11 protein-coding genes, 1 tRNA gene and 1 pseudogene are annotated in these 24,919 nt (G+C 42.6%); 8 read left to right on the forward strand and 5 right to left on the reverse strand.

Annotated features, from left to right (window positions below):
* A complete protein-coding gene (murQ, locus tag GTQ34_RS01155; RefSeq protein ID WP_166521926.1) occupies positions 1 to 816 on the forward strand; it encodes an N-acetylmuramic acid 6-phosphate etherase in 816 nt (271 codons plus the stop codon).
* Between the two features lie 12 nt (positions 817 to 828).
* Here murQ and GTQ34_RS01160 read toward each other — a convergent pair whose 3' ends face one another.
* Positions 829 to 1,947 carry a PQQ-dependent sugar dehydrogenase gene (locus GTQ34_RS01160; protein WP_166521927.1) on the reverse strand — a complete coding sequence of 373 codons (1,119 nt, stop codon included), beginning with the start codon at positions 1,945 to 1,947 and terminating at the stop codon, positions 829 to 831.
* 144 nt (positions 1,948 to 2,091) lie between these two features.
* On the opposite strand from GTQ34_RS01160, the gene GTQ34_RS01165 reads away from it, so the two are divergent.
* From GTQ34_RS01165 to GTQ34_RS01175, 3 genes are all read left to right on the forward strand, one after another.
* Positions 2,092 to 10,410 (forward strand): T9SS type B sorting domain-containing protein, encoded by an 8,319-nt coding sequence (locus GTQ34_RS01165; RefSeq protein WP_166521928.1) that lies wholly within the window; start codon positions 2,092 to 2,094, stop codon positions 10,408 to 10,410.
* 249 nt (positions 10,411 to 10,659) lie between these two features.
* Positions 10,660 to 10,733, forward strand: a tRNA-Pro gene (locus GTQ34_RS01170).
* Positions 10,734 to 10,949: 216 nt separating this feature from the next.
* Complete coding sequence (locus GTQ34_RS01175) at positions 10,950 to 12,212, forward strand: site-specific integrase (protein ID WP_166521929.1); 1,263 nt, start codon at positions 10,950 to 10,952, stop codon at positions 12,210 to 12,212.
* Between the two features lie 578 nt (positions 12,213 to 12,790).
* Here GTQ34_RS01175 and GTQ34_RS01180 read toward each other — a convergent pair.
* The 4 genes and pseudogenes from GTQ34_RS01180 to GTQ34_RS01195 form a co-directional block, all read right to left on the reverse strand.
* Positions 12,791 to 13,561, reverse strand: a complete 771-nt coding sequence (locus GTQ34_RS01180) for a hypothetical protein (protein WP_166521930.1) — start codon at positions 13,559 to 13,561, stop codon at positions 12,791 to 12,793.
* 11 nt (positions 13,562 to 13,572) lie between these two features.
* Positions 13,573 to 15,765: pseudogene (locus GTQ34_RS01185) on the reverse strand (peptidase domain-containing ABC transporter).
* Positions 15,766 to 15,831: 66 nt separating this feature from the next.
* Complete coding sequence (locus GTQ34_RS01190) at positions 15,832 to 17,313, reverse strand: vitamin K epoxide reductase family protein (protein ID WP_166521931.1); 1,482 nt, start codon at positions 17,311 to 17,313, stop codon at positions 15,832 to 15,834.
* A 243-nt stretch (positions 17,314 to 17,556) separates the two neighbouring features.
* Positions 17,557 to 17,760, reverse strand: a complete 204-nt coding sequence (locus GTQ34_RS01195) for a hypothetical protein (protein WP_166521932.1) — start codon at positions 17,758 to 17,760, stop codon at positions 17,557 to 17,559.
* A gap of 438 nt (positions 17,761 to 18,198) precedes the next feature.
* On the opposite strand from GTQ34_RS01195, the gene GTQ34_RS01200 reads away from it, so the two are divergent.
* From GTQ34_RS01200 to GTQ34_RS01215, 4 genes are read left to right on the forward strand one after another with little or no spacing between them, the layout of a single operon-like run.
* Positions 18,199 to 18,822, forward strand: coding sequence for a hypothetical protein (locus tag GTQ34_RS01200; RefSeq protein ID WP_166521933.1), 624 nt, complete (start codon positions 18,199 to 18,201; stop codon positions 18,820 to 18,822).
* Positions 18,823 to 18,826: 4 nt separating this feature from the next.
* Positions 18,827 to 21,598, forward strand: a complete 2,772-nt coding sequence (locus tag GTQ34_RS01205) for a TonB-dependent receptor (RefSeq protein ID WP_166521934.1) — start codon at positions 18,827 to 18,829, stop codon at positions 21,596 to 21,598.
* Between the two features lie 5 nt (positions 21,599 to 21,603).
* A complete protein-coding gene (locus GTQ34_RS01210) occupies positions 21,604 to 22,767 on the forward strand; it encodes a DUF4249 domain-containing protein (RefSeq protein WP_166521935.1) in 1,164 nt (387 codons plus the stop codon).
* Positions 22,768 to 22,784: 17 nt separating this feature from the next.
* Entirely contained in the window at positions 22,785 to 24,569 is a 1,785-nt protein-coding gene (locus GTQ34_RS01215) for a hypothetical protein (RefSeq protein WP_166521936.1), read from the forward strand.
* Positions 24,570 to 24,919 lie beyond the last annotated feature (350 nt).

The raw sequence follows: 24,919 nt of genomic DNA on the forward strand, positions 1-24,919 counted from the left end.
ATGGCTGACAAACATGTTAAGATAACTGAAAGACCCTCCTTGTATGACAAGTTGGAACAAATGGATACGCTCGATATCGTTACCAGCATAAACAACGAGGATAAAAAGGTGGCTGATGCTGTAGCCAAGGTAATTCCACAAGTAACAAAACTGGTGGATTCCATCGCCGAACGCTTTTTAGATGGTGGCCGTCTGTTCTACATCGGTGCCGGTACCAGTGGTCGATTGGGTATTTTGGATGCTTCTGAAATACCGCCTACGTTTGGGTTGCCCCATGATAGAGTCATAGGATTGATTGCAGGAGGGGATGGCGCCATTCGCAAGGCAGTGGAGTTTGCTGAAGATGATACGCATCAAGCTTGGAAAGATTTAAATGAATACAACATAAATGCCAATGATGTATTGGTGGGGATAGCAGCTTCTGGTACCACACCGTATGTTTTGGGCGGAATAAGGGATGCCAAGGCAAATGGAATCCTGACTGCCGGAATCACCAATAACCCCGGTTCACCTTTGGCCGTTGAAAGTGATATTGCCATGGAAATTGTGGTTGGTCCGGAATTTTTGACTGGAAGTACACGCATGAAGAGTGGAACCAGTCAAAAAATGGTACTCAACATGATTTCCACCGCACTAATGATTCGCATAGGACGGGTTAAAGGCAATAAAATGGTCAACATGCAATTAAGCAATAACAAGCTGGTCAATCGGGGCACCCGCTATTTGATGGAAGAGCTCGGTCTGGATTACGAAGAAGCAGAAAGAACACTAAAAAAGTATGGCTCGGTCCGTCGTGCTATTGAAGCCATGAAATAATAGGTTAATTTCCTATTTAGGCACCAGTCTGTAAATACCCTTTCCCTCTACACCCACATAAATATAACCGTCTGGGGCTTGCCGTACATTTCGAACCCTGCCTAGACCATCCAATAATTTTTCCCTGGAAATTACTTTGTTGTTTTCAATGATAAGTCGTTCCAAATATTGAAAAGCCAAAGAGCCAACCAACAAATTTCCCTTCCAATCGGGATATTTGTCCGAAGTCACGAAAGTCATACCAGATGGGGCAATGGAGGGTGTCCATTGATAGAGAGGTTGTTCCATACCAGGTTTGGAAGTTTGGTCGGTGATTTTGGTGCCACTATAATTGATGCCATAGGTTATAATAGGCCATCCATAGTTATTACCTTTTTGGACGATATTTATTTCATCTCCACCTTTTGGACCATGTTCGTGTTCCCAAATTTGCCCTGTTTCTGGATGTTTGGCCAGTCCTTGCGGGTTTCTATGTCCATAACTGAAGATGGCTTGTTTTGCTGATGCTTCATTGATAAAGGGATTGTCTTTTGGAATTTGCCCATCATCATGAAGGCGGTATATTTTTCCACCATCTACGGTGATATTCTGTGGGTTAACATCTCTGTTACCCCTATCACCAATGGAAAAGTAGAGATAACCTGCTTCGTCAAACTCTATTCGGGATCCAAAATGTTGCCCACGGGTAGTATTGGGTTCAGCCTTATAAAGCAGTTGATGGTCCACAAGTCGGTTTCCTTCAAGTTTAGCCCGTGAGATAGCGGTGTTTCCGCCTTTCCTTGAGCCATCAGGAGATGCGTAGGATATGTATATCCATCCATTTTCGGAATAATTAGGATGTAACTCTACGTCCATCAATCCTCCTTGACCACGTACATAAACCTCTGGTAACCCTTGTATTTTTCTGGTATTTCCATCCTTGTGAAACAATAGTTGCCCTGCTTTTTCAGTGATTAACAACCCTCCGTTTGGCATAAATGCCATACCCCAAGGGTTCTGGATTCCATCAACAACAATTTGAGCAGTAAAATCAACACTTTTTGGGGTTTTTGCGCCAGAATTTGAGTTTTGCGCACAAGATGTACTAAGCAGTACAACGAAAAAATAGGGGACTAAAGCACTTTTTTTCATAATTTTCCGTTGAAATAATAGTTTTTATAGACGAACTGCAATCATTTTGATTGAAAGATAACGAGAAATTATAAGTTTAGACAATTACTATTTAGAATCTTAGGGTCCCAAGTCTGAGTATTCTACCAAAACGAAACTTAACCTATGCTACCACAAAAAACAAGGCATTTGCTATATGCCGTGTTGTTGGTGTTCATATCAATATTTTGTTCCACGGTATTAGCAAAAACGGAAATTTCAGAAAAGATTTCCAAACTATTTTCTATATCTGAATCCATTGTTGAAGATAAATCCGCTAAGTCCAAAGTGGATTACCGCATTGATGAACATGATAAGGGTTTTTTGACCAATAGTGCCATGTTCATGACCATTTTGCAAGGTGCCGATGAAGAGGTGGTCTGCCCTAACGACGGAAGCACCTTGGCTAAATTCTTTCTATGCGGTACCAGTGATATCCGTACCCTCACACTGAGTCAATCCGGAAGTAGTTACCAATGGCAGCAATTGGATCCCAACACCTGTGCGCCAACCGTGGTGGATGACTGTCCTACAATCAATGCAGCCTGTACTTGGAATACGGTGGGAACTGGACCGACCTTTGACCTCTCAGTAGCTGGTGAATTTAGGGTTCGTGTGAATTCTGGTCAGTACTTCTACTTTAAGTCCACATTGAATCCCTTAGATCCCCAATTGATCAAAGAGGACATTATCTGTGGTAACCCTGGTAGAGCAGAGGTGACAAACGTTCCTGCAGGATACGAGTATAGTCTAAACAGTGCCGCGGGACCTTATCAAGATGATCCTTTCTTTGATATTACTTCTCCTGGAAGCTATAGAGTTTATGTTCGATTGAAAAATGTTTCGGCCAGTGCCTGTATATTCCCTTCAAATGTCGTTACCATTGACGATTTGGATATCAATGTGGACGTAACCGCAAATGATATTTTATGTAGTAGCGAATTGGGCAGTATTGATGTACAGGTATCAGGAGTCCCTGGTTTTTATACCTACCGCTTGGTGAAGAATGGTGTTACGGTGGATACTTTTGGACCCGATGCTTCCGACACCTATACGTTTGCCAACGTAAGCCCTGGGGTCTATAGTATTCGTGTGGACACCAATAATTGTTCCGAGACGGTCACTTTGGACAGCAACGGAGACACCATTGAAATAGGTAACGGTATCAGTCCGCTTGATGTATCGGCCACCGCTTCTGATAGTTTTGGTTGTGGTGCTACCTCTATTGATATAGATGTGACCACTTCAGGAGGCACCGCACCCTACCGTTTTAGTGTAGATGGAGGTCCTTTTGGACCCACTTACACAGGCAGCAGCACTTTTTCAGTAGCTACTTCAGGCACCTATTCGATTTTGGTCGAGGATGCCAACGGATGCCAGCGAAGCGCTGCGGTAGAAGTACAAGATATTCCACCACCCATTTTTAATATTACCGAAGAAGATGCCAATTGTGGTGGTGCCAACGATGGTAGAATTACCGTAAATGTAACCAGTGGTTTTGGTTATGAAATAGAATATAGCATTGATAATGGCTCAAATTATCAAATAAGTAATGTATTCTCAAATTTAGCTCCTGGGAGCTACAATATAGTATTGCGTTATGAGCAGGATTCTTTTACTTGTACCACAACGCCTCAATCAGCAACAATTGGGACACCTACCACTATTACCGCTACGGCAACTACTGATACCGTTCCTACCTGTCTTAATGAAAATGGGGGACAAATTACCATTTCTGGAGTTTCCGGAGGTACAGCTCCTTATGAATATAGTGTAGGTGCAGGTTTTGGGACCAATCCTGTTTTTACCAACCTCGGAGTAGGTAGTTATACCCCATTGATAAGGGATGCCAATGGATGTGTACAAGCCCTTCCAGACATTGTCTTCAACGCTTTGGACAAGCCCACTGATTTGGATTTTACCATTTCCAGTTTGGATTGTATAACAACTACCGCTTCTGTTGGATTGACGGTTACCGGAGGAACAAGCCCTTATACTTATGAAATAATAGCCCCAGCCGCCAGTGTGATCAACAATGGAACCAACAATACCTTTACTGGTTTAGGTTTGGGAACCTATACTTTTAGGGTTACGGATAATGAGGGATGCTCCTATGATGAAAATTATGCCATTACTGATATAAGTTCCATTGGAGTGCAGGCGCAACAGACCCGAGTAGTTACTTGTGTTGGTGATTCTGATGGTGAAGGGCGTTATCTGGTGGATGGTTTTAACACTACATACAGTTATAGTATTGATGGAGGCCCGGTGTCAACCGGACAAAATAGCAGCATCATTCCATTGACGGGATTGACCGCTGGAAGTTACACTATCTCTGTTACTGATGAAGACACAAACTGCACGGATACAGCGACTTTGGTAATTGAAGAACCGTCAACAGCATTCGCAATTTCCAGTTTGGATGTAACCGATATGAGTTGCCAGAATGGAAATATTGGGGCCGTACGAATCAACACCGTTGGTGGATGGGGAGGTAATCGCTACACACTCACCCAGCCTGATGGCTCTACTAGGGGTCCTAAAAATGGAAGCACATTCTCCAATCTTTCCCAAGATGGACTGTATCAAGTAAGCGTTACCGATGCCAATGGCTGTACTGTGACCGACAGTTTTACCCTGACCCGTTTGGATGCCCCAACGCTGACCTTGGACAACGGTGCTTCAGATTTTTGTTATGATAATTTCAATGCAGCTACCCTTGTGGTAAATGCAGCTGGAGGCTTGGCACCTTATCAATATCGAATTAATGGTGGAACTCTAGGGGCTAGCAACAGCTTTTCAGGACTGACACCAGGAACTTACACGATTGAAGTGGTAGATGCCAATGATTGTCGTGATACGGTGACAGCCACCATAGAGCCACAGGTAATTGCCAATGCCACAACAATTCAAGAATTGGATTGTGCTGGACCCCCTGCTCAGATTCAGGTCAATATTAGCAACGGATATACTTCTAGTGGAAACTATGATATTTACGAAGTAAGCATCAATGGAGGCCCATATACTTCCAACAATAACAATATAACGGGTAATTCCTTTGTGTACAGCATTCCCAATGATGGTTCCATAATTTCGGATACCACCTATCAATTCTTAATTACGGATAGTAGGGGATGTACGACGGAAACAAATGTGGTCACCATTTCACCTCCTGAGACCATTGCAGGTTCTGTAGTGGGTACAGATACGCAATGTGGGGATAACACCAGTGGTATTGTGGAAGTGATTCCAGACACTACCCAAGGAGTGCCACCTTATGAGTTCAGTAATGACAATGGAGCTACTTTCAGTCCCCAAAATATTTTCTCAGGATATGGACCAGGTACGCACGGAGGGTTTGTAATTCGCGACAGCAGGGGTTGTGTAAGTCCGCCTTATTCTGTGACTATTGGATCCAGTGACCCATTGGATGCTACTGTAACCCCGATTGATGCGGTATGTTCAGCAGGTTCCGTCAACGGTTCCATATCTACTACGATTAACAATGGAACTGCACCTTTTGATTATATGTTGTTGGATGCCGCCGGAAATTTGGTGGCTTCCTCCATGGCTACTGCCAGTACAACTGTTAATTTCCCCAATCTACCCGTTGGGAATTATACCATAGTGACAACCGATGCCCAGGGATGTGAGGATAGGGACGATGTCGTTTTGGATCAAAACACCTTGGATTTGATTCCGTTGGATACACCACCTGCACTTTGTACGGACCCTTTTCTTTCGTACCGAGTTCAAGCCGTTGGGGGTACTGCACCCTATCAATTCAGATTGGTAGGTGATCCCGTTTTTGTTCCCGCCAACGTAAATGGGGTGGACATACACGACTTTTCAGCTGTTGTTACTTTTGGTGTCACCTATTTTGTCGAGGTAATTGATGATTTAGGCTGTACCTATATTGAGGAAATAGACCCCATAGTGCCTCCAAGCCCTGTTAATGTTACCGCCACAGCGACCACAGCTTCATGTAATGTTGCCGGTAGTGGAGCGATTGACTATGAAGTATCAGGCTTGCCAGCTAATCCTGGTAATTTTACGGTCACTTTACAAAACACAGACACTGGGGTAACAGTATCAGGACCCACCCCTTTTACCAATGTAGCTTTACCTTTTAATGATACTTTTACAGGCCTGGCTCCTGGAAATTATCAGATTATAGTTACCGATGATGATACAGGATGTAGTGCCAGTGAACTCGTATTTATCGGATTCAGTTCTCCATCCATTACTATTGATAATTTTGTGGAAGCTACTTGTAATGCCGGCGCTCTGGTTACGGTGCGAGGTTTTGGTGGAACAGCACCTTTTAATTATGCTTATGTTCCCAATGGAGCTCCAGCCCCCACAATCTTCAATCCAGAAACAACTTTTGAGATTGCCGGTCCTTATCCCGGTGATTACGATTTTTATGTACAGGACGCCAACGGATGTACAGCACTCACCACGTTGACAGTTACTCAAGAGGCGGGTGTACCTACTCCGGTAATTGACGTTGTAAACCAATGTACTGCCACCAGTGGGTATCAAATCAATATGGTATCTCCGTTAACAACTGGTTCAGGACTGCCTGAAGATACCTTCCAATACGATATTGGAAGTGGTTTTCAAACGGGCACCACCTTTATTGTGCCTAATCCTGGTAGTTATCTCATCACCGTTAGGGATGGTAACGGATGTATCAACACGGTCACTGCTGAGGTATTCGATTTCTTTGCCATCACAGCCGATGCTACTTCGTTCCCTACTTGTAATGCAGGTGACGGGGTAATCACTGTGAATACTACGGGAGGTAGCGGTAATTTTGAATTCCAGCTTCGTGATGCCGTAACCTTGACAGATATTGGTCCTGCCCAAAGTTCCAACGAATTCAATAATGTACTCCCTGGAGATTACAACATCTTGGTAACCGATCTGGACTCTAATACTCCAGTATTATGCACAGACGAGGCTATTGTAAATGTGTCCACCGTAAATACTCCAATTATAACGGCTACTCCAAACAGTGATGTCACCTGTAACGGGGCGGACGATGGTACCATTTCTGTGGAACTGCAACCTGGTAGCGATACCGACACACCGCTGAGTTATATTTTATATGATGGTTCAAGTACAACAATACTTGCCGGCCCACAACCATCTCCGGTATTCGATAATTTAGCTCCAGATACGTATCAAGTCGAAGTGGTTTCCGATAGAGGTTGTACAGATCGCTCTGGAGATATTATCATAGGTGAACCAACAATATTGCAAGTGAATGCGGTGAACACGGACTTCAGTTGTAATCCATCGAGCAACCAGTTCAGTACAGCAACAATTACCATATTTACCGACACCAACGGTGATGGAAGTGGCACGGCTACAGGAACAGGACCCTACACCTATAGCATGAATGATGGGACACCGCAATTTGACGGGACCAACTTCCAAACCAGCAATACTTTTGAGATAATCGATAATGGGACAAATCAAACTATAATATTGACGGCCAGAGATCAAAATGGATGTGAGGAGATGGCCACCGTTACCATCAACACGCCAACGGATATTACATTCAGTTATAATGTTGGCCAAATTACCTGTGATGCTTCCGGAACCGGTGTAGACCCAGGAAGTATTGATATTATCATCAATGAAGGCCCTGGAAACTATGAAGTTGAGATTTTACCCTTAGGTTCAGAGCCTGCACTAAATTCCGGAGGAACAGACCGGGTTACTTGGGATATTGCGACTCCTGGGGACTATATTTTTACAGTTACTGATATTGGAAGTGGAGGATGTACCTATTTGACTGCAACGGTCAACATGCCGGAATACAATACCATTGAAGCCCTAATTGCTGAAGTGCAACCGGTTACCTGTTTCAATGGCAATGATGGACAAATCAGTTTGGAGATCAACAATTACAGTGGGACGTATAATTATGAAGTATTTTCAAGGGATAATTCAGGGGTTGAAACTACCACGGGAGTTACCGGAACTTTTGATACCAATGCTCCTATCAGCTCCCCGGAAATTATTACAGGTTTGCCCGCAGGAAATTTAGTGGTTCATGTTGAAGCTCTTGATTCACCTTTTTGTGATGTAGTTAGTAATGTGACGACCGTGAGATCTCCCGATAGGCCTTTGACTGTGGTTGCAAACCAAACCTCACCAGTTACCTGTAATGTTCCCGGAATAGGTGAAATCACCGCTTCGGGAGATGGTGGATGGGGGTCCTATGAATACCAATTGATAGATCCTGATGGAATCACCATATTGGTGGATTATCCAAACACAAATCCCGTTTTTCAAAATCTTTCTACCGGTCTTTATACGGTAAACATTAGGGATGCACGAGGTTGTGAGACCAGTACAACTGTTGATTTGCCTTTGCCAACGCCGATTACAGCAGATATACAAGTGGTTCAGGGACTGGCCTGTAACAACGATAATAATGGAATTATCGAAACCTTTAATGTACTGGGCGGGCAAGGTCCAGGAAATTACCTGTATCAATTGAACAGAATTACGGACGGTACCAATAGTGGACTGCAAACCACGCCCACTTTTGCCAATCTATCCGCAGGAGATTATACCATTACAATTTTTGATGGGTGGAACTGTAGCTTCACCACAGTGCCGATAACCGTTCAAGATCCGGAAATTGTAGTAGCGGAATTGGTGGAATTGCAACCTCCGGGATGTGGAGATTTAGGTAGGATGGAATTAACGGTTACCAATCCAGAGCTTGGGGTAGATTACTTCTACCGTAGGTCTGGGACATCTGATCCGTTTATCCCTTTCGGCGCGGGCATGACCAGCGTTGAGATCATTGAAGATATTACCCTGGATCCCGGACCTTTCCAATATGATGTGCAAAATTCCAACGGATGCCCTTTTGAGCGCTCCAACCAGATTTCTTTGGATCCAGCAGCACCCTTAGTGATTGCACTGGATTTGACCAACGCCACGATTAATTGTGCCGGAGAGGCCACAGGTATTATCCGTTCTGAAGCATTCGGAGGGATAGGAAGTTACGTCTACACCTTGTTGAATTCAAATACACCACCAAGCCCTACGGCTGCCAATACGGTGAGACCAGCACAAAGCTCAGGAATATTTAGGGAGTTGAATCCTGGAACTTATTATGTTTATGCACAGAGTGGTGGATGTGAAGCTATTTCCGACCCCATTGTGATTGAACCCAAACCTCCATTGGTCTTGGAATATTTGGAAGCTGTACCAGTACAATGCGCCGGTGATACCAATGGTCAGATTATAATAGAAGCCAGTGGGGGAACAGGAGCTATCCGTTATTCCATTTCTGATACCTTGAGTGAGTTCTTTGAAGGAGACGATCCTATGAATCCAAATCGAAAAACATTTACTGACCTATCTCCGAGAACGTATGACATCATTATTCAAGATGACTTGGGTTGTACCATAACCCGTACCGTGGAAATTACACAGCCCATGGAACTGGTGGCAGGTATTGTAGCGACTACTCCGGAAACCTGTTTGGGCGATGGGGATGGTACGTTGACCCTGCAGGTAAGTGGTGGAACTGCACCTTATTTCACCAGTGTGAATTCTGCCGACGATGCAGACTTTGTTCAAAACAATTCTCTATTCTTCGACAATTTAATGGGTGGGGAAACGTACGTGATTTTTGTTCGTGATGCCAATGGATGTCAAACCAGTGTGGTTGCAGAAATCGGTGTGGGTATAGAATTGATTGCAGAACCCATAGTGGAATATGGCTGTGATGGTATTTTCCCGAATAGCACGGCAACAATTTCCATTTTAGATGAATCCTTGCTTCCCAACCTCTTGTTCTCCTTAGATGTGGATGATATTAACCTTGCCAATGAACAGCGCACCTTTGGGGATCTTCCACCTGGGGAACATACCGTATACATTTACCACCAAAATGGATGTGTGACTTTCGTCGAGTTTGAAATTGATGCATATGAGCCATTGACTCTGGAAGCTATGAAGACAGGACCTGATGAGATTACAGCTGTGGCTACGGGCGGCTTTGGAGGGTATGAGTTCTTTTTCCAAGGAGAATCCTATGGTGATGTAAATACCTTTAACACCACTTCAGATGAGAATATCACTATAATGGTTAGGGATAGGAACGGATGTGTTGCCAGTTTGGTAATGCCCTTTAATTTTGAAGGAATGCCAGAGATGCCTCCGTTTTTTACTCCTGATGGCGATAACCTCAATGACTATTGGTATCCTGAGAATAGGGAATTCTTCCCCAACATCGATGTCATTATCTATGATCGCTATGGAAGAGTAGTGGCTCGACTGGATCAGGTGAAAAAATGGGATGGCACCTATGAAGGCAACCCTTTGCCTACCGGGGATTATTGGTATGTGGTCAATGCCAACGATAGCGAAAAGCAACAATATGTAGGTCACTTCACCTTGTATCGTTAAGTGCCAAAATAGCCTTTTTTCAGTTTTGGAAGCTCACTTAGGTCATTGCAAAAATGAAAATGGCTTGAGCTTCTAAAATTGTTTACAAATTGGAATACCGTTTCATTAAAATTTATATTTTTGCATTCCGTTTTCGGGATGTGGCCCTTCGGCTAGCTCAGGATAAACTGCACCACAGTGGTTTTCTGACTTTCCAAAAACCACTGATGACTTCTCTGGATTTTGTTCCGGTTGTCAGCAAATTTTTAACGGGATGTGGCGCAGTCTGGTAGCGTACGCGCATGGGGTGCGCGTGGTCGCTGGTTCGAATCCAGTCATCCCGACGAACCACTTTTCAGTGGATATCAAGCACTGTCAACTGACTGATTGACAGTGCTTTTCATTTTTATTGAATTCATCCGATATCATCTGAAACCATATAAAAGGTGTAGAGTTCGGTGAATTGATCGGTACGTTCCTTGTGCATAATTTTGATGGCATACAGGGTCATTTATGGCCCTCTTTGCGAAGAGGAGATGTTTCACCAAAAGACATGCACCATGCGAAACAACAGTACATTGAAGGTCCTGATCTTTACCAGGGACCACACCAAGAATCAAGAAAGGCTTACCATTTATGCACGGATAACCGTCGACGGAAGACGGGCGGAAATCAGTTTGAAACGTTACGTTTCGGTGAACGATTGGGACGAAGCACGGGGCAGGGTCATCGGCTTCTCACAGAAAGCAAGACTGTTGAACAGTTATCTGGACGAGGTCTATGTGCAGATCATGGACTCCCATAAACAGTTGCTGGGCGAGGGCAAGGTCATCACCGCACAGGCCATCAAGGCCCGTTTCCTTGGTCAGGACGACCAAAACAAAACTTTAAAGGAACTTGTAGAATACCACAACAGAACTCAGGTATTGGTGCTCCGACCGGGTACCATGAAGAACTATTATTCGACCGAAAGGTACCTTTACAATTTTTTGAAGGACAGATTGAGACTCCCCGACATCTATCTCAAACAGTTGGACTATAGGTTCATCGTGGAGTTTGAACAATATATAAGGACCTACCGACCGGAAAGACCGAGAAAGACCTGTTCCAACAATGGGGCCATGAAACACCTGGAAAGGCTCATGAAGATGGTAAATTTGGCTGTAAGGCTGGAATGGCTCGAAAAGGACCCGTTTCGGAACTATAGGCTCAACTTTCACAAAACAGAGCGTAGCTACCTTACCGAACGGGAACTTCACCTCATTGAGGAAACGACTTTCAGCGGGGCGGGCCATGAAAAGGTAAAGGACGTATTTCTCTTTTCATGCTATACCGGGCTTTCCTATATCGATGTCAAGGAACTGAGGCCACAACAGTTGGTCCTTGGGATCGATGGAAACCTTTGGATACACACAAAAAGGGAAAAGACCAATGAAACTGTAAAGATTCCATTATTGCCCAGGGCAAAGGAGATTATAGCGAAGTACGGGAAGGATGCGGGATCCGATGTCATGGGAAGACTGCTTCCCGTTTATAGCAATCAAAAGACCAATTCATATCTAAAGGTAATAGCGAAGGCCTGTGGTATCCATAAGCACATAACCTTCCATACCGCACGCCACACCTTTGCCACCACGGTGACCCTGTCCAACGGGGTGCCCATCGAGACCGTCTCCAAAATGCTGGGGCATACCAAACTGACCACCACCCAAATCTATGCAAGGGTCCTCGAGGGAAAGGTGGGGGAGGACATGAGGAACCTTGTGGCCCATCTGGAGGCAAGGGCCGACAATGTGAGCGCAGCCCCCAAATCTTACCCTTGACTTTTGCACATGGTTCCTGTGGGATTTTTCCAGTGTTCGGGAAGATAAGCGTGAAGGAAAAATTCCATAGGGTGCAACCTACAGCTTTGAAGCGATACGGGCTTCAAGTATTCAAAACTCGGGATACGGAGTGGACCAGTTTTGAATAGCAAGAGGGTAACACGCTAAAGCGGGTTACATTGATCCGTTTTGATGGTCTTTTACCAGCAATATCAAGCCTTTGTCGGGTCCACATAGAAATGTACTGTCCACTTTTTTTGGCACAAAAACCCTGTGAAGGTGCAGAATGACTGAACTTTTTTGGCACAAAACCCGATCTTGGGCAAAAGTTGCACCCAACTGTTCAAAGCTATCATTGGGGAAATAAAATCACCAATGCGGGTTGCGCATTCCACAATGTTTTACTGTAAATCAGCTGGAAAAGGTTGTAAACATTGAAAAATTCTACTGTAAACAAGGTCATTGCCTCGCTCAGCAGTATTAGTTTGGTAAGTTTTGGGACGCTTGCAGCGCGAAACAAGGTTTCGCTCGCTGGATTAATTTACTTTATGATTTTAAAGAAGCAATGTGGATATAATTCATTCTTCTTCATACATAGATAAATTCTTTGACTTATTGGTGATGAGACCGATAAGAGAATCAAAAAGCCTATGTTCATACTTGAACTGAATCTTCAATGTTTGATATTCTTGCGCATTTAAAAAGTCTTTTATTTGATTTGTTGAATCGATGTCAATCAAAATGTTAAAATCATTTTGGTCCTGTTGCTTGGTTATTCCGATTATCGTACCACTACAAAAAAAGTTGTTCTTGTTTTCTACGAAGCTCCCAATTTTCACCTTGCCACCTATCTCTGGTATGGGTTCCAATGACTTTGGCACTGAGATTATCATTTTTGCATTGCTTCCATCAGATAATTCCTTCAACTTAACTGCACTTTTTGACAGATTCCTTTTATTGTCGTTTTCGAAGTAAAAAGGGTCCGTACTTCTTAATTTTGAAAATATATCATGAGATCTTCCAATCCAATCAGAGACCTTTTTCCCGATTTCGTTTCGAAGTCCCCCTAATTCTTTTTTTTCAAAATGAGATTTATTGGTAAACTTCAGTTGCTCGTCATGAGCTCTTAACAAGCCATTAAGGATATTTTCGACTATTCCGTTTTTGTCCGTATCATAGCTTCTGCTGTTGTATTCCAGATTAAAAGTGATGGAACTTCGGATATGAATGAAAAAAGATACTATGACCAATAGACCGATGATTGCGAGAATTAGGGTGTTGCCCCATCCAATGGTCCAGTGCGGTGATTCATCCAATAATTTTTTGACCTTCTGGCTGTTTTCTTCCATGGTTTTTAATTTTAGGCCAATTCCAATTGGTTTTTTACTAGGCCATAGTACGCGCCTTTTGATTTGATTAATGACCTATGGTTGCCTTGTTCAATGATTTGGCCATCCTTGAGTACCAATATTTGATCTGCATTCTTCACTGTACTCAACCTATGTGCAATTACAATTGCTGTTTTATTTCTGAATATCAATGAAAGGTTTTCCATGATGAATCTTTCATTATTTGCATCAAGTGCCGAAGTTGCCTCATCAAAGAGTAGAATCCCCGGATCCTTATACAAGACCCGGGCAATTAATATCCTTTGTTTTTGGCCAGTACTTACGTTAATACCCTCATTGCCTATAAGGGTTTCGAAGCCCAACGGCAAATCGTTAATAAATTCATGGATGTTTGCATTTTTGGCTGACCAAACCAGTCTGTCATGATTTACGGTTTCAGCACCAAGGGCGATATTATTCTTAATGGAGTCATTGAAAATATAGCCTTCCTGCATCACTACCCCGCAGGCTTCTCGCCATTTTTTGACATCATACGCTGCAATGTTCCGATTTCCATAGGTAATTTCCCCCAATTGGGGCTGGTAAAACCCCAATAACAATTTCAATAATGTAGTTTTTCCACTGCCACTTACCCCAACTATGGCGGTCACCTTGTTGGCCGGTATTGATGCACTAAGATTTTTGAGTACCGGTTTATCGGAATTTGGGTAGGAGAATGTCACTCTCGAAAGAATGATGTCTTTAGGGATTTCCAATTCTTTGTTAAGAGCCCTGTCATGGCTTTCCTCACTCTTCTTGTTGTGAATTTCCCCCATTCGCTCCAGGGCTATTTTGGCATCCTGTACATCCCTAAAGAATGTTATTAACTGCTGGATGGGCCCATTTAGTTGTCCCACAATGTAGGTGATGGCCAGCATCATTCCTAGAGTTATCGATTCCTCAATGACCAATTTTGCTGAGTATACGGTTATTAATATCAAAGTGAGTTCATTGATTAGGGACGAACCCAAGGATTGGTTCTGTTCCAACCTCAGGGTTCTCTTGCCCAAGACGAAAAGCTTGACCTGTGAATTCTCCCAATCCCATCTTTTCTTTCTCTCGGCGTTGAAAAGTTTGATTTCCTGCATCCCGTTGACCATCTCTATGACTTTGCTCTGTTCGCTACTAAGTTCATGGAATTTATGGTAATCCAGTTGCTTCCTTTTTTTTAGGAAGTAGGAAATCCAAATGAGATAAAGCGAACTGCCAGTTAAAAAAATAAAAAATATACTTGTATTATAATAAAATAGTATGATGGCGAGTACAATGAAAGTCATAGCGGAGAACAAGGTGCTCAGTGTCGATGTCGTCAATAATCTCTCGATACGGCCATGATCATTTATCCTTTGCATTATGTCGCCGGTCAACCTTGAATCGAAATAGGAAATTGGGAGGGCCATCAGTTTGATGAAAAAGTCGGAGATCAGATTAATGTTTATCCTCGTACTGAGATGAAGTATCAACCAGTTACGAAGTACCTCTATTACCATTTTTCCCAGAAAGACAAAAAGTTGCCCCAGAAGAATCAGATAAACAAAATTCAAGTCTTTGTTCTTTATGCCAATGTCAACGATACTCTGAGTCAAAAAAGGAACGATCAGTTGGAGTATACTGGAGGTCAACAGACCGATGGCCAACTGGACAATAAATCTTCGTTATCGGACTAAATATTTCGTAAGGAATCCATACTGAATCCTATCAGCTCCATTACTAATTTTTTTATTGTCAAATTTTTCGGTCTTTTCTAAAAGCAGGGCAGTGCCCTTGATTTCATCATTCTTGTCCCTTATAAGCCCCCAATGACGCAGGAATTCTTGTTCATCGTATTTTGCACGCCCAAATGCAGGGTCCGAGATGTAATATATCCCATTTTTGATTTTATAGAGCACCAAAAAATGATTTCCATTCCAATGTAAGATACAGGGTAGAGGAACTTGTTCCAGTTGTTTCGTTTCCAATTGAATGGGAATGGGTGTAAACCCAATGGCTTCAGATGCATCACAAATCGATTGGAGCGAACTCCCTTCCCTTGTGGTCAAGGACTGTCTCCTCAAATAATCAACATCGATGTTTTTACCATAATATTTTGCAATTATTTTAAGAGAGGTTGGTCCACAATCCTTGGCTTCCAATTGTTTGAAGTAGGGAAAGGGACGTTTAATCATAGCTTAGATAGTTAATTTTCAAGTGGACTTAAGGTTATGAGAACCAGATTATTTTGACCAAATTGCTTAGTGGTTAAGAGGTTCCAAAACTTCTTGTTCTTGCAGGACTTCGTAGAGGTCATCAATAAAGTATTTAATATCCTTTATTTCATAAGGCTCAGGAATCTTTTTTGAATTAATAAAAAAAGCAGGGGTGAAGTTTATTCCGTTTTTTCTGCACCAAGATAGCTGGTCATCGAGTACTTTATCGGTCTCGGGACTGGAATCCTTACTATAGATACGAATCCATTCATCCGTTTTAACGGTACCAGAAGAAAAAGCGTCGTCCAACGCATTGGAAAAATATTCTTTATTGCATTCATGGTAAATTTGGATAAGACTGTTTGAAATCTGGTAGGCAATCGCATTGGTTGTGGTTTGCACATTGAAACGAATCCGCACCTTAATCTTTTCCCTAAAGCGTTCCAGCAATTCGTCAATTTCGGTATGAGCGGAGGAGCAGAATTTACAAAGGGGATTTGTTATCAATAGTATTTCGATTAGGGCGTCAGGTGCACCAAGGACTATCTCCTTTTCAGAATGAGAAATAGATGTTTCAATGGGGTTGACATTTTGTACTGCGGAAGCGAATAATGGAAAGTTTTTTTTGAATCGCAATAGTTCCTTTATTGTTGCTTTGTTCTCCACTAATTCATCATAAATAGGTTTACTTAGATACCAGAGAGAAGATGCAAACAATATGGACCCTAATAAAACAATCAGGCTGTCTAATTCAATCTTGGAAATAAGCTCATTGGTTATCATATCCAATGAAAAGAAGACCTGAAGCCAAATGATAAGGACGGTAGCTAAACAGAGTGGGCACCACTTTTTGACAACTAGGTTTTGGTAGAATATGGAATATATTGTAATGGGTATTGCTAAAATGTAAAGCAAAGCTAAGACGTGGTTGTTCAATTGATTGATTCCGTCAATAAACAAGAACAGGATTATGCTCGAAAAATAAATGAAGCTCAAAGTGGCCATGTCTATTTTTCCGAAAAGTTTGCTCCCACTGGATTGGGTAACGGCATGGCAGTCAAAACTTTTTATTGCGGCACAAAATTTTTCCAAAACGGCAGGACCTGAACCAGATTCGGATTTTTTAATGAGCAATGCAACTATCAACCCTATTAGGGCAAATGCGAATTGGATAAAATTTTGGAAGTTTAAATTCTGACCAAGGAAATAAATGATTGGGGCAATCAACAAGGCTATTGAGATAATTAGTTTGAATTTCTTTGATTTTCTCGGGTATCCGGATTTATTTGAATCCGTGGTTTCGATTAATACCACTATTCCCGACCAAAGCTCCAGAAATGTTTTGCAATCCAATTCTCTTTTCCCATTTGAATCAAAAACTTTAAGATTACCATCCTTAACTCTTGTTACATCCAACAGCTCATTACTATTCTTTAATATAGTAAGAAACCTTGTCGGAAGTGCTTTTAAGTTTTCATCAGAAGGCTCAATTTCAACCGCATGATGTTTAATTTTAAAGTGATTCAAACCATCAGTAATCGATACCAAGCTTGGATGATCAGGGTGACTCTGAATTTGAAATAGAAATTCAGATTTGTAAACTGATACTTGCCTTGATTGAAGATATTTTATGATATGTAACATTTGTGAGCTCGAGGATTAGAAAATATGCCAAACTTTTTTTCAAACTATGGCAACACTAGGGAGTCAAATTCGATTTCAGAAATATGTCGTAGACGAAAATGAAAAGGCCCGTAAAGGGCCTTATGCTTAAAAAACCTGACAAGTTAAAATTTTATCATTGTCCGGGTCTTGGCATTGACCCGGATTAAATGGGTCACAATTTAAGAAGCAAGGGTCATTCAAATCTTTTCCTAAGCAAGGATTGCATGTTGAGGCATTGCCTCCTAAAACATTTCTTTGTTCTTTTCTGGAAAGAACTTTCACACCGGATAAACTTAAAACTAAACTCATAATAAATAGATTTAATTACTCTTGAAATTGATGGCATCAAGATTTTATCGTAAGAAAAATACTAAAAATATCAAAGATAATACCTATAATAATTGTTAAATAATCTTTATTAAAAAAACATTCAAAATTTCATTGATTTTTAAAGAAAAACAATGTCTTGAAGATATATTGATAATCAGAGATATAGAATAAAATTAGTCACTGTTGGTTGAGATTTAGGTATAGTATTTTTCTTACCTAAATTATTTAATTTATATTTAAACTAATTATATTACTCTAATCAAGGTTCGATAGCTAATCCTCCTTCTTAAAGAAAAATCATTGTATAAATCACTTAAAAATGTAAGGTCGTTGTATTTGGGCTTCATGGTCATTTTTGGACTTTTTTGTAGCGTAAAAGGCCAAGAATCTTCCAACCACTCAAATTTGCTCAAATGGTTGGACACAAAAACCGGAATCGAAAACACGGGACTTTTTGATGGCGAGGTCCATGTGGAGGAGTATAGGACCATAAACGAGAATACCCAGTACTTTCCAGAGCCCTATTTCATACCTGCAAGAGTTCAATACGGGGGACAATGGTTTTACGATGTCCAATTGAAGTATGACGTCTTCAATGATCAATTAGTGGCAAGGGTGCCCAATGATATTGGGGGACTTGCCATCCGACTTTTTAAAAACGATATTGCTGAATTCAGGTTCGGCCAAGCCCATTTCATAAATTTTGAAAAGCTGGTAAAAAATTCCAAACAGAATGGTTTTTTCAGGAAGGTCCATCATTCGGATGAATATGTTCTTTTGGCAAAACCCTCCAAGAAAAGGTTGCAGCGCAGGGACCGCAACCGCATCTATTACGAGTTTGTAGATGCCAAAAATGAATATGTACTGGTCAATGGGGGCGCGGTCATGGAAATCGGCAACATGAAAGACCTTGTTGATTTTTTGCCCGAAAGGGAACAGGAGATCGAATCCTTTTACAGGACCAACAAACGGTTGCACTCGAGCGATAGGGAATCGTTCCTTTTGGCATTGATCAAACAGTTGGAGAACACAAACCCTTGATGGAATGAGAAACATTTACCTCCAAATACTATTGGCACTATTGTTTTTTGGCCCCATGCGGGCACAAGAAAATACATCCCGTGTCTCACTTTCCTTGGAAGGGGTCTCTATCACCGAGGCCCTAGAAAGAATCGAGGATGCGACAGACCAAAATATATATTTTGATAAAGACTGGAACCCAAATACCAAGGTCACGGGAAATTATTACAACGAACTTTTGACCGATGTCCTCGGTGATATCTTAAAAGGCACCAACCTGAACCATTTTATCTGGGAGGGTTCCGTCTATATCACCCGGAACAACCTTATCGTTGACGGGCTACCGGAGGATTTTTTCAATGATGGACCAAAAGGGGATATAGCGAGGGCGGAGACCTTGACAACGACATCCAAGCCAATATTCATTGGTTCCCAATCAGTGGGAAATAACACTGAAAATATTGAGACAGTACGTGTGGGCAGGCAAAGAGAGGGAACCGGGAACACGGCTGTGCTCTCGGGCAAGGCAGTACTGGCATCCACTGGGCAACCTGCAAGGGACATGGCCGTTTTGGTGGAAGGAATGGAACTGGGAGTGTCCACGGATTCGACGGGATACTATGAACTGCGATTGCCCAAGGGAGAGCACCTGATCACCACAAGGGCCCTTGGTATCGCGCCGACCACAAAACGCGTGCTCCTGTTCGGAGACGGCAATATGGATCTAGAACTGCAGGAAAGCGTCGAGGCCCTTGAGGAAGTTGTGGTGGCCGCCAATCAAAACCGTAATGTTGAACAGGCCGTTACGGGACTCACCCAGCTTGATGTCCAAAAGATAAAGACACTCCCCTTGGTCATGGGAGAACGGGACCTGCTTAATGCCGCCGTGACCCTTCCGGGTATAGCCAAGGCCGGTGAAGGTGCAGCTGGATACAATGTACGGGGTGGACGGACCGACCAGAACCTAATCCTTTTGGACAATGCGGTGATCTATAACCCGGTCCATTTCTTTGGTATATTCTCTGCCCTGAATCCCTATACCACGGGGAATGTTGACATCTATAAGGGGAACATTCCCGTGGAATACGGCGGACGGCTCTCATCAGTGTTCGACATACAGACCAAGGACGGCAACTCCGAGGAATTTTCTGGGGAGGCCTCCATAGGCCCGGTGACCAACAGTGTGATGTTGGAGATACCTGTGGTCAAGGAAAAATCCTCCCTTGTACTGGGTGGCAGGCTTACCTATTCGGATTGGATATTGGGCATATTGGACGAGGAATCCCTGAGCAACAGTTCGGCAAATTTTTATGATGTGGTCGCCAAGTACAACCACAGTATCAATGAGAACAACGAAATCCGTGCAACGGCCTATTACAGCAAGGACAATTTCAGCATTACATCGGATTCGATATTCCGGTACAGCAACCGGGCCTTTTCCCTCAGATGGGACCATAAGTTCAGTAAAAACAATACCGGTAGTATCCTGGTGACCAACTCGGAGTACCGCTTCGGGATTGAGTTTGATGGCGACTCCAATGACGATTTTGATTTAGGGTATCAAAATTACGAGTCCGAGGTGCGCCTTAAGATGCGTAGCTTAATTGGGGATAACCATACCTTGGATTATGGCGTTTCCGGGAAATACTATATTGTTGACCCCGGCGACAAGGACCCCTTGAACCCCGAATCGGACATAGCATCGATAAGTCTGCCCAGGGAGCAGGGCCTGGAGACTGGGATCTTCATCGCCGATCAATGGGAGATAACCGACAGGTTCCTTTTGGATGCCGGCCTGAGGTATTCCTATTATCTTGCTCTGGGCCCGGCGGAGCAGCGCATCTACCAAGAAGGACAGCCCAGGACCGAGGACAATCTTATCGAGGTTCGGGAGTTTGGGGACCAAGAGACCATTGAGACCTATGGGGGTCCCGAGGTAAGGGTAGGGGGACGGTATCTGTTCACCCCTGATTTTTCGATAAAGGCGAGTTACAACAGTACATTCCAGTACATACATACCCTTTCTAACAATACCACGGTATCTCCGACGGATACGTGGAAGCTATCGGACATCAATATAGAGCCACAGCAGGCACAACAATATTCCCTTGGCTTATTTAAAAACTTCAACGAAAAGGAAATTGAACTGAGCGTGGAGGGCTTCTATAAACAGTCAGAGAATCTGTTGGACTACAAAATCGGCTCACAACTATTGTTGAACGAACAGATTGAGACCGATGTGCTCCAAGGGGACGGTAAGGCCTATGGTGTGGAGTTCCTGCTAAAGAAGAATGATGGGGCCCTTAATGGTTGGCTTGGGTATACCTATTCCCGTTCCTTTGTAAAACTGGACAGTCAATTTGAGGAAGAGGTGGTGAACAACGGGGAATTCTTCCCCTCCAACTTTGACAAGCCCCATGATTTCAGTTTGGTGGCCAACTACAGGTTCACCAAACGGATCAGTGCCTCGATGAACTTTGTGTATCAAACGGGAAGGCCCGTGACCTATCCCGTTGGGAGCTATACGCTGAACAACGAGGACTTCGTGTTTTACAGTGACCGGAACCGTTTCCGGATTCCCGATTTTTATCGTTTGGATCTGGGGTTCAACTTGGAGGGCAACCATAAAAAAGAGAAGGCGATACACACCTTCTGGAGTTTTCAGATTTACAATGTATTGGGGCGGAACAATCCGTACTCCGTCTTTTTTATTACCGAGGAAGGTGAGATCAAGGCACTACAGAGTTCGATTTTTGCCATACCGGTACCCACATTGACCTTTAACATGAAGTTTTAAAAAATATGGGAAAACTAGTCAAATACATATTTTTTCTGACCTTTTTGGCACAGTATTCCTGTGTCGAGGAAATCGAGCCACAGAGCATCGTTGAGTTTGAGGATATCCTGGTGGTCGATGCCACGATAACCGATGAAACGAAACGGCAAAGGGTGCTGCTCAGCAGAACCTTTCCGCTGGAAGGTGAGATGAATTCCCCTGAGACAGGCGCAAATGTAGTCTTGTCAGATGGCAATGGGAACGAGACCGTTTTTGAGGAATCCGAACCGGGCACATACCTTTCACCAATTGAATTTGCCGCAGAGCCGGGGAATTCATACCGACTCCGGATAGAGACATCCGATGGAGGTTCCTATCTTTCTGCTGAAAAGCAGCTCCCTCCAAAGAGCAATATTGACAGTCTTTATGCCAATAGGATAGACAATGATCTGGGAGAAAACGGTATGGCCATCTTGGTGGACACAAGTGACCCGAATAATAACTCAACTTATTATCGATATGAGTACGAGGAGACCTACAGGATATTTGCTCCGGAATACAGGAACACGGATTTGATAATTAGTGAAGATGGGTCACTTCAATTGGGACCCAGAAATCCCAACGAATTTGAATGTTTTCCGACCAATTTTTCCACAAGTACCATTCTTAATGATACCCGGGATCAAGTAGAGGACCAAGTAGACGGATTTCTGGTTCGGTTCATCAGTAGCGATAATTTCATTTTGAGCTATCGGTATAGTATTTTAGTGAAGCAATTTGTGCATTCCCGAGAGACCTATCAGTTCTATGAATCCCAAAACGAGTTTGCAAGTTCAGAAAGTGTCTTTTCCAATACCCAACCAGGCTTTCTTTCTAGCAATATCGCATCCACCACCGGAGATGGGGAAAAGGTATTAGGAATTTTTGACGTTGCCTCGGTGGACGAGCAAAGGATATTCTTCAACTATATTGATTTTTATCCGGGGGAGAATGTTCCACCTTACGTGGTTCCTTGTATAGGAAAAACAATAAGGAGTGGTCTACGTGACTTAGTGGAATCAAACTTAGTTAAGTTTCTTGAAGTAAATAGTGGACAGTTTACGTCTGGAGCATTCATTGTTGTTCCAAGAGTATGTGGGGACTGTACGGCTCTGGGAAGCCCTGACCAACCCGATTTTTGGATTGAATGATACTAATCCCAACTGTTATGAATAAAAATACAATTGTTTATATTTTATGTGTTTTCTCTTTCTTTTTTGTCCATTCGCAAAATCAGAAGCAAAAATCACCTATTGACATACCCATGGAATCCATTTTTGTCCACAAGAATTCAGAAGTCCTCTTCTCTGGGGAACGGCTATTGTTCGGTGTCCATGTCCGCGATCTTTCCACTGAAAAAGCAAGCGATCTGAGCAAAATGGCATATGTTCAATTGTTGGGAGAAGAAGTGAAACCGATTTTTTTAAAAAAGGTTGAACTTAAAAATGGGTTTGGACATGGGGATTTTAGAGTGGGGGCCGATATAGAGACAGGAACCTATAAGCTAATGGCCTATACACAGTTGGCCAGGAACTCTGACGCCCATAAATACTTTGAAACTGACATTTTTATCATCAACCCATACATACAGCTCCGTGAAAGGAATGTTGTTTCCCAGACCACGGACTCATTGGCCAAAACCCTCGACAATCAAATTGTGGATATGGGCAGTAGTAGAGACGAAATCCAAAATAACATCTTGAGTTCTTTGGTCGATATTGAATTGGACAAAGAAATTTATGGGAAACGGGAAACGGGAAGGTTGGAAATCAACTCTGGAGTTTCACTTAATGGAGCGGTCCTTTCCCTCTCGATACGGAAAAAAGAAGCCATTAATGGGCCAGTTTCAATTTCAGCTGTTGATTATCACTCCAAGATGATAAAGGGAACCAAAAACAGGTTCATTGATGTCAGTGAAATCAAATGGTTGCCCGAACTTCGTGGTGACCACCTAACTGGGAGACTGCTGCAAGTATCGGACAGTTTTCCAGTTCCCGACACCCAAGTAGTTATGTCCATACCGGGAAGTGAATACATTGTGGACATAGCCCGTACCGATGCCAGTGGTAGATTCGGTTTTTGGTTGGAAGGGCAATACCCCCAGACAAGGAATGGATTCATGCAGATTATAGGGGATGCAAGTGATGAAACTTTTATTGTACTTGACAAAGAAGGGCCACTGCTGCCCGATAACCTTGTCTTCAATGATTTTAAGATTGACAAAACGTTGGAGGATATTATTCTTCAGCGAAGTATCCAAAACCAATTGCAAAATGCCTATCTAGCACCCATCCCTGGAACCATGGAAGTTACAACTACAGATAGCCAACCTTATTACAGGTCTTTTGATACACAATACATCTTGGATGAGTATACCCGTTTCGGTTCCATGGAAGAAACGTTTGTCGAAGTGGTGGAACAGGCCTGGATAGAAAATGTTGAATCCGATGATCCGCAATTTAAGATCCGTCCACTCCCACAATACCCACAGGACATTGTTGAAGAGCCTTTGGTGATTTTGGATGGTCAAGTGGTATTGGACCATGACCTTATCATAGGTATTCCTGCAAGGGAAATGGAGAGTATAGCGGTTTCAAGGAAAAAAATATTCATGGGTTCCAAACTGTATCAGGGAATCCTCCATTTTGAATCAAAGGACGGGAAGTATTGGGAAAGGTTTCCTATGAAGAATACTACAATACTTGAAATTGAACGTTCGTCCCTTTTAAGGACATATCCAGAGTTTCAGTATGACTATTTATCAAATATGAGTTCGGATTTGCCAGATTTCAGAAGACAACTCTATTGGAACCCTAAAATCAAAGTCAGTGGAGATACTTTTGGGTTGAATATTTGGACCTCAGATGTGACAGGTGAATATGAGATAAGGGTCGAGGGCTTTACGGAAGAGGGGAAGCCTATTTCAGGATATCAAAAATTTGAGGTGGAATAATTAATTTTTTTAAATTAAATTCTACTATTTTTTGTTAAATTTATGATTGTAAAACATCCATAAAATTTGTCTTTGAATGCACTGATTTGAAACTAGTTTAGAGTTCGGTGAATCAGCTCAGAAGCATAGTGTAAATTATTGATATACAATGTATTGTGATATTTTTCGTAATACAGTCATCCCGACCAAAATGATATCATCCGATATCAAAGAACAGCTAACTTAATGGATTTCAATGGATTAAATTTTTGTTGAAATCATTTGGTTGGCTTTTTTTATGAAAAAAGTGACCTATTGCTTCCAATTTTATGTTTGGCCTAACTGAAAGGCGTGCCCAAGGTGTGTTGTGA

The sequence above is a fragment of the Flagellimonas ochracea genome (genome assembly GCF_009903685.1).
Classification (GTDB): Bacteria; Bacteroidota; Bacteroidia; order Flavobacteriales; family Flavobacteriaceae; genus Flagellimonas; species Flagellimonas ochracea.

Excerpts from the sequence above, each read along its gene's own strand:
- murQ (WP_166521926.1), top strand. The coding sequence starts at position 1 with ATGGCTGACAAACATGTTAAGATAACTGAAAGACCCTCCTTGTATGAC.
- GTQ34_RS01160 (WP_166521927.1), bottom strand. The coding sequence starts at position 1,947 with ATGAAAAAAAGTGCTTTAGTCCCCTATTTTTTCGTTGTACTGCTTAGT.
- GTQ34_RS01165 (WP_166521928.1), top strand. The coding sequence starts at position 2,092 with ATGCTACCACAAAAAACAAGGCATTTGCTATATGCCGTGTTGTTGGTG.
- GTQ34_RS01175 (WP_166521929.1), top strand. The coding sequence starts at position 10,950 with ATGCGAAACAACAGTACATTGAAGGTCCTGATCTTTACCAGGGACCAC.
- GTQ34_RS01180 (WP_166521930.1), bottom strand. The coding sequence starts at position 13,561 with ATGGAAGAAAACAGCCAGAAGGTCAAAAAATTATTGGATGAATCACCG.
- GTQ34_RS01195 (WP_166521932.1), bottom strand. The coding sequence starts at position 17,760 with ATGAGTTTAGTTTTAAGTTTATCCGGTGTGAAAGTTCTTTCCAGAAAA.
- GTQ34_RS01205 (WP_166521934.1), top strand. The coding sequence starts at position 18,827 with ATGAGAAACATTTACCTCCAAATACTATTGGCACTATTGTTTTTTGGC.
- GTQ34_RS01210 (WP_166521935.1), top strand. The coding sequence starts at position 21,604 with ATGGGAAAACTAGTCAAATACATATTTTTTCTGACCTTTTTGGCACAG.
- GTQ34_RS01215 (WP_166521936.1), top strand. The coding sequence starts at position 22,785 with ATGAATAAAAATACAATTGTTTATATTTTATGTGTTTTCTCTTTCTTT.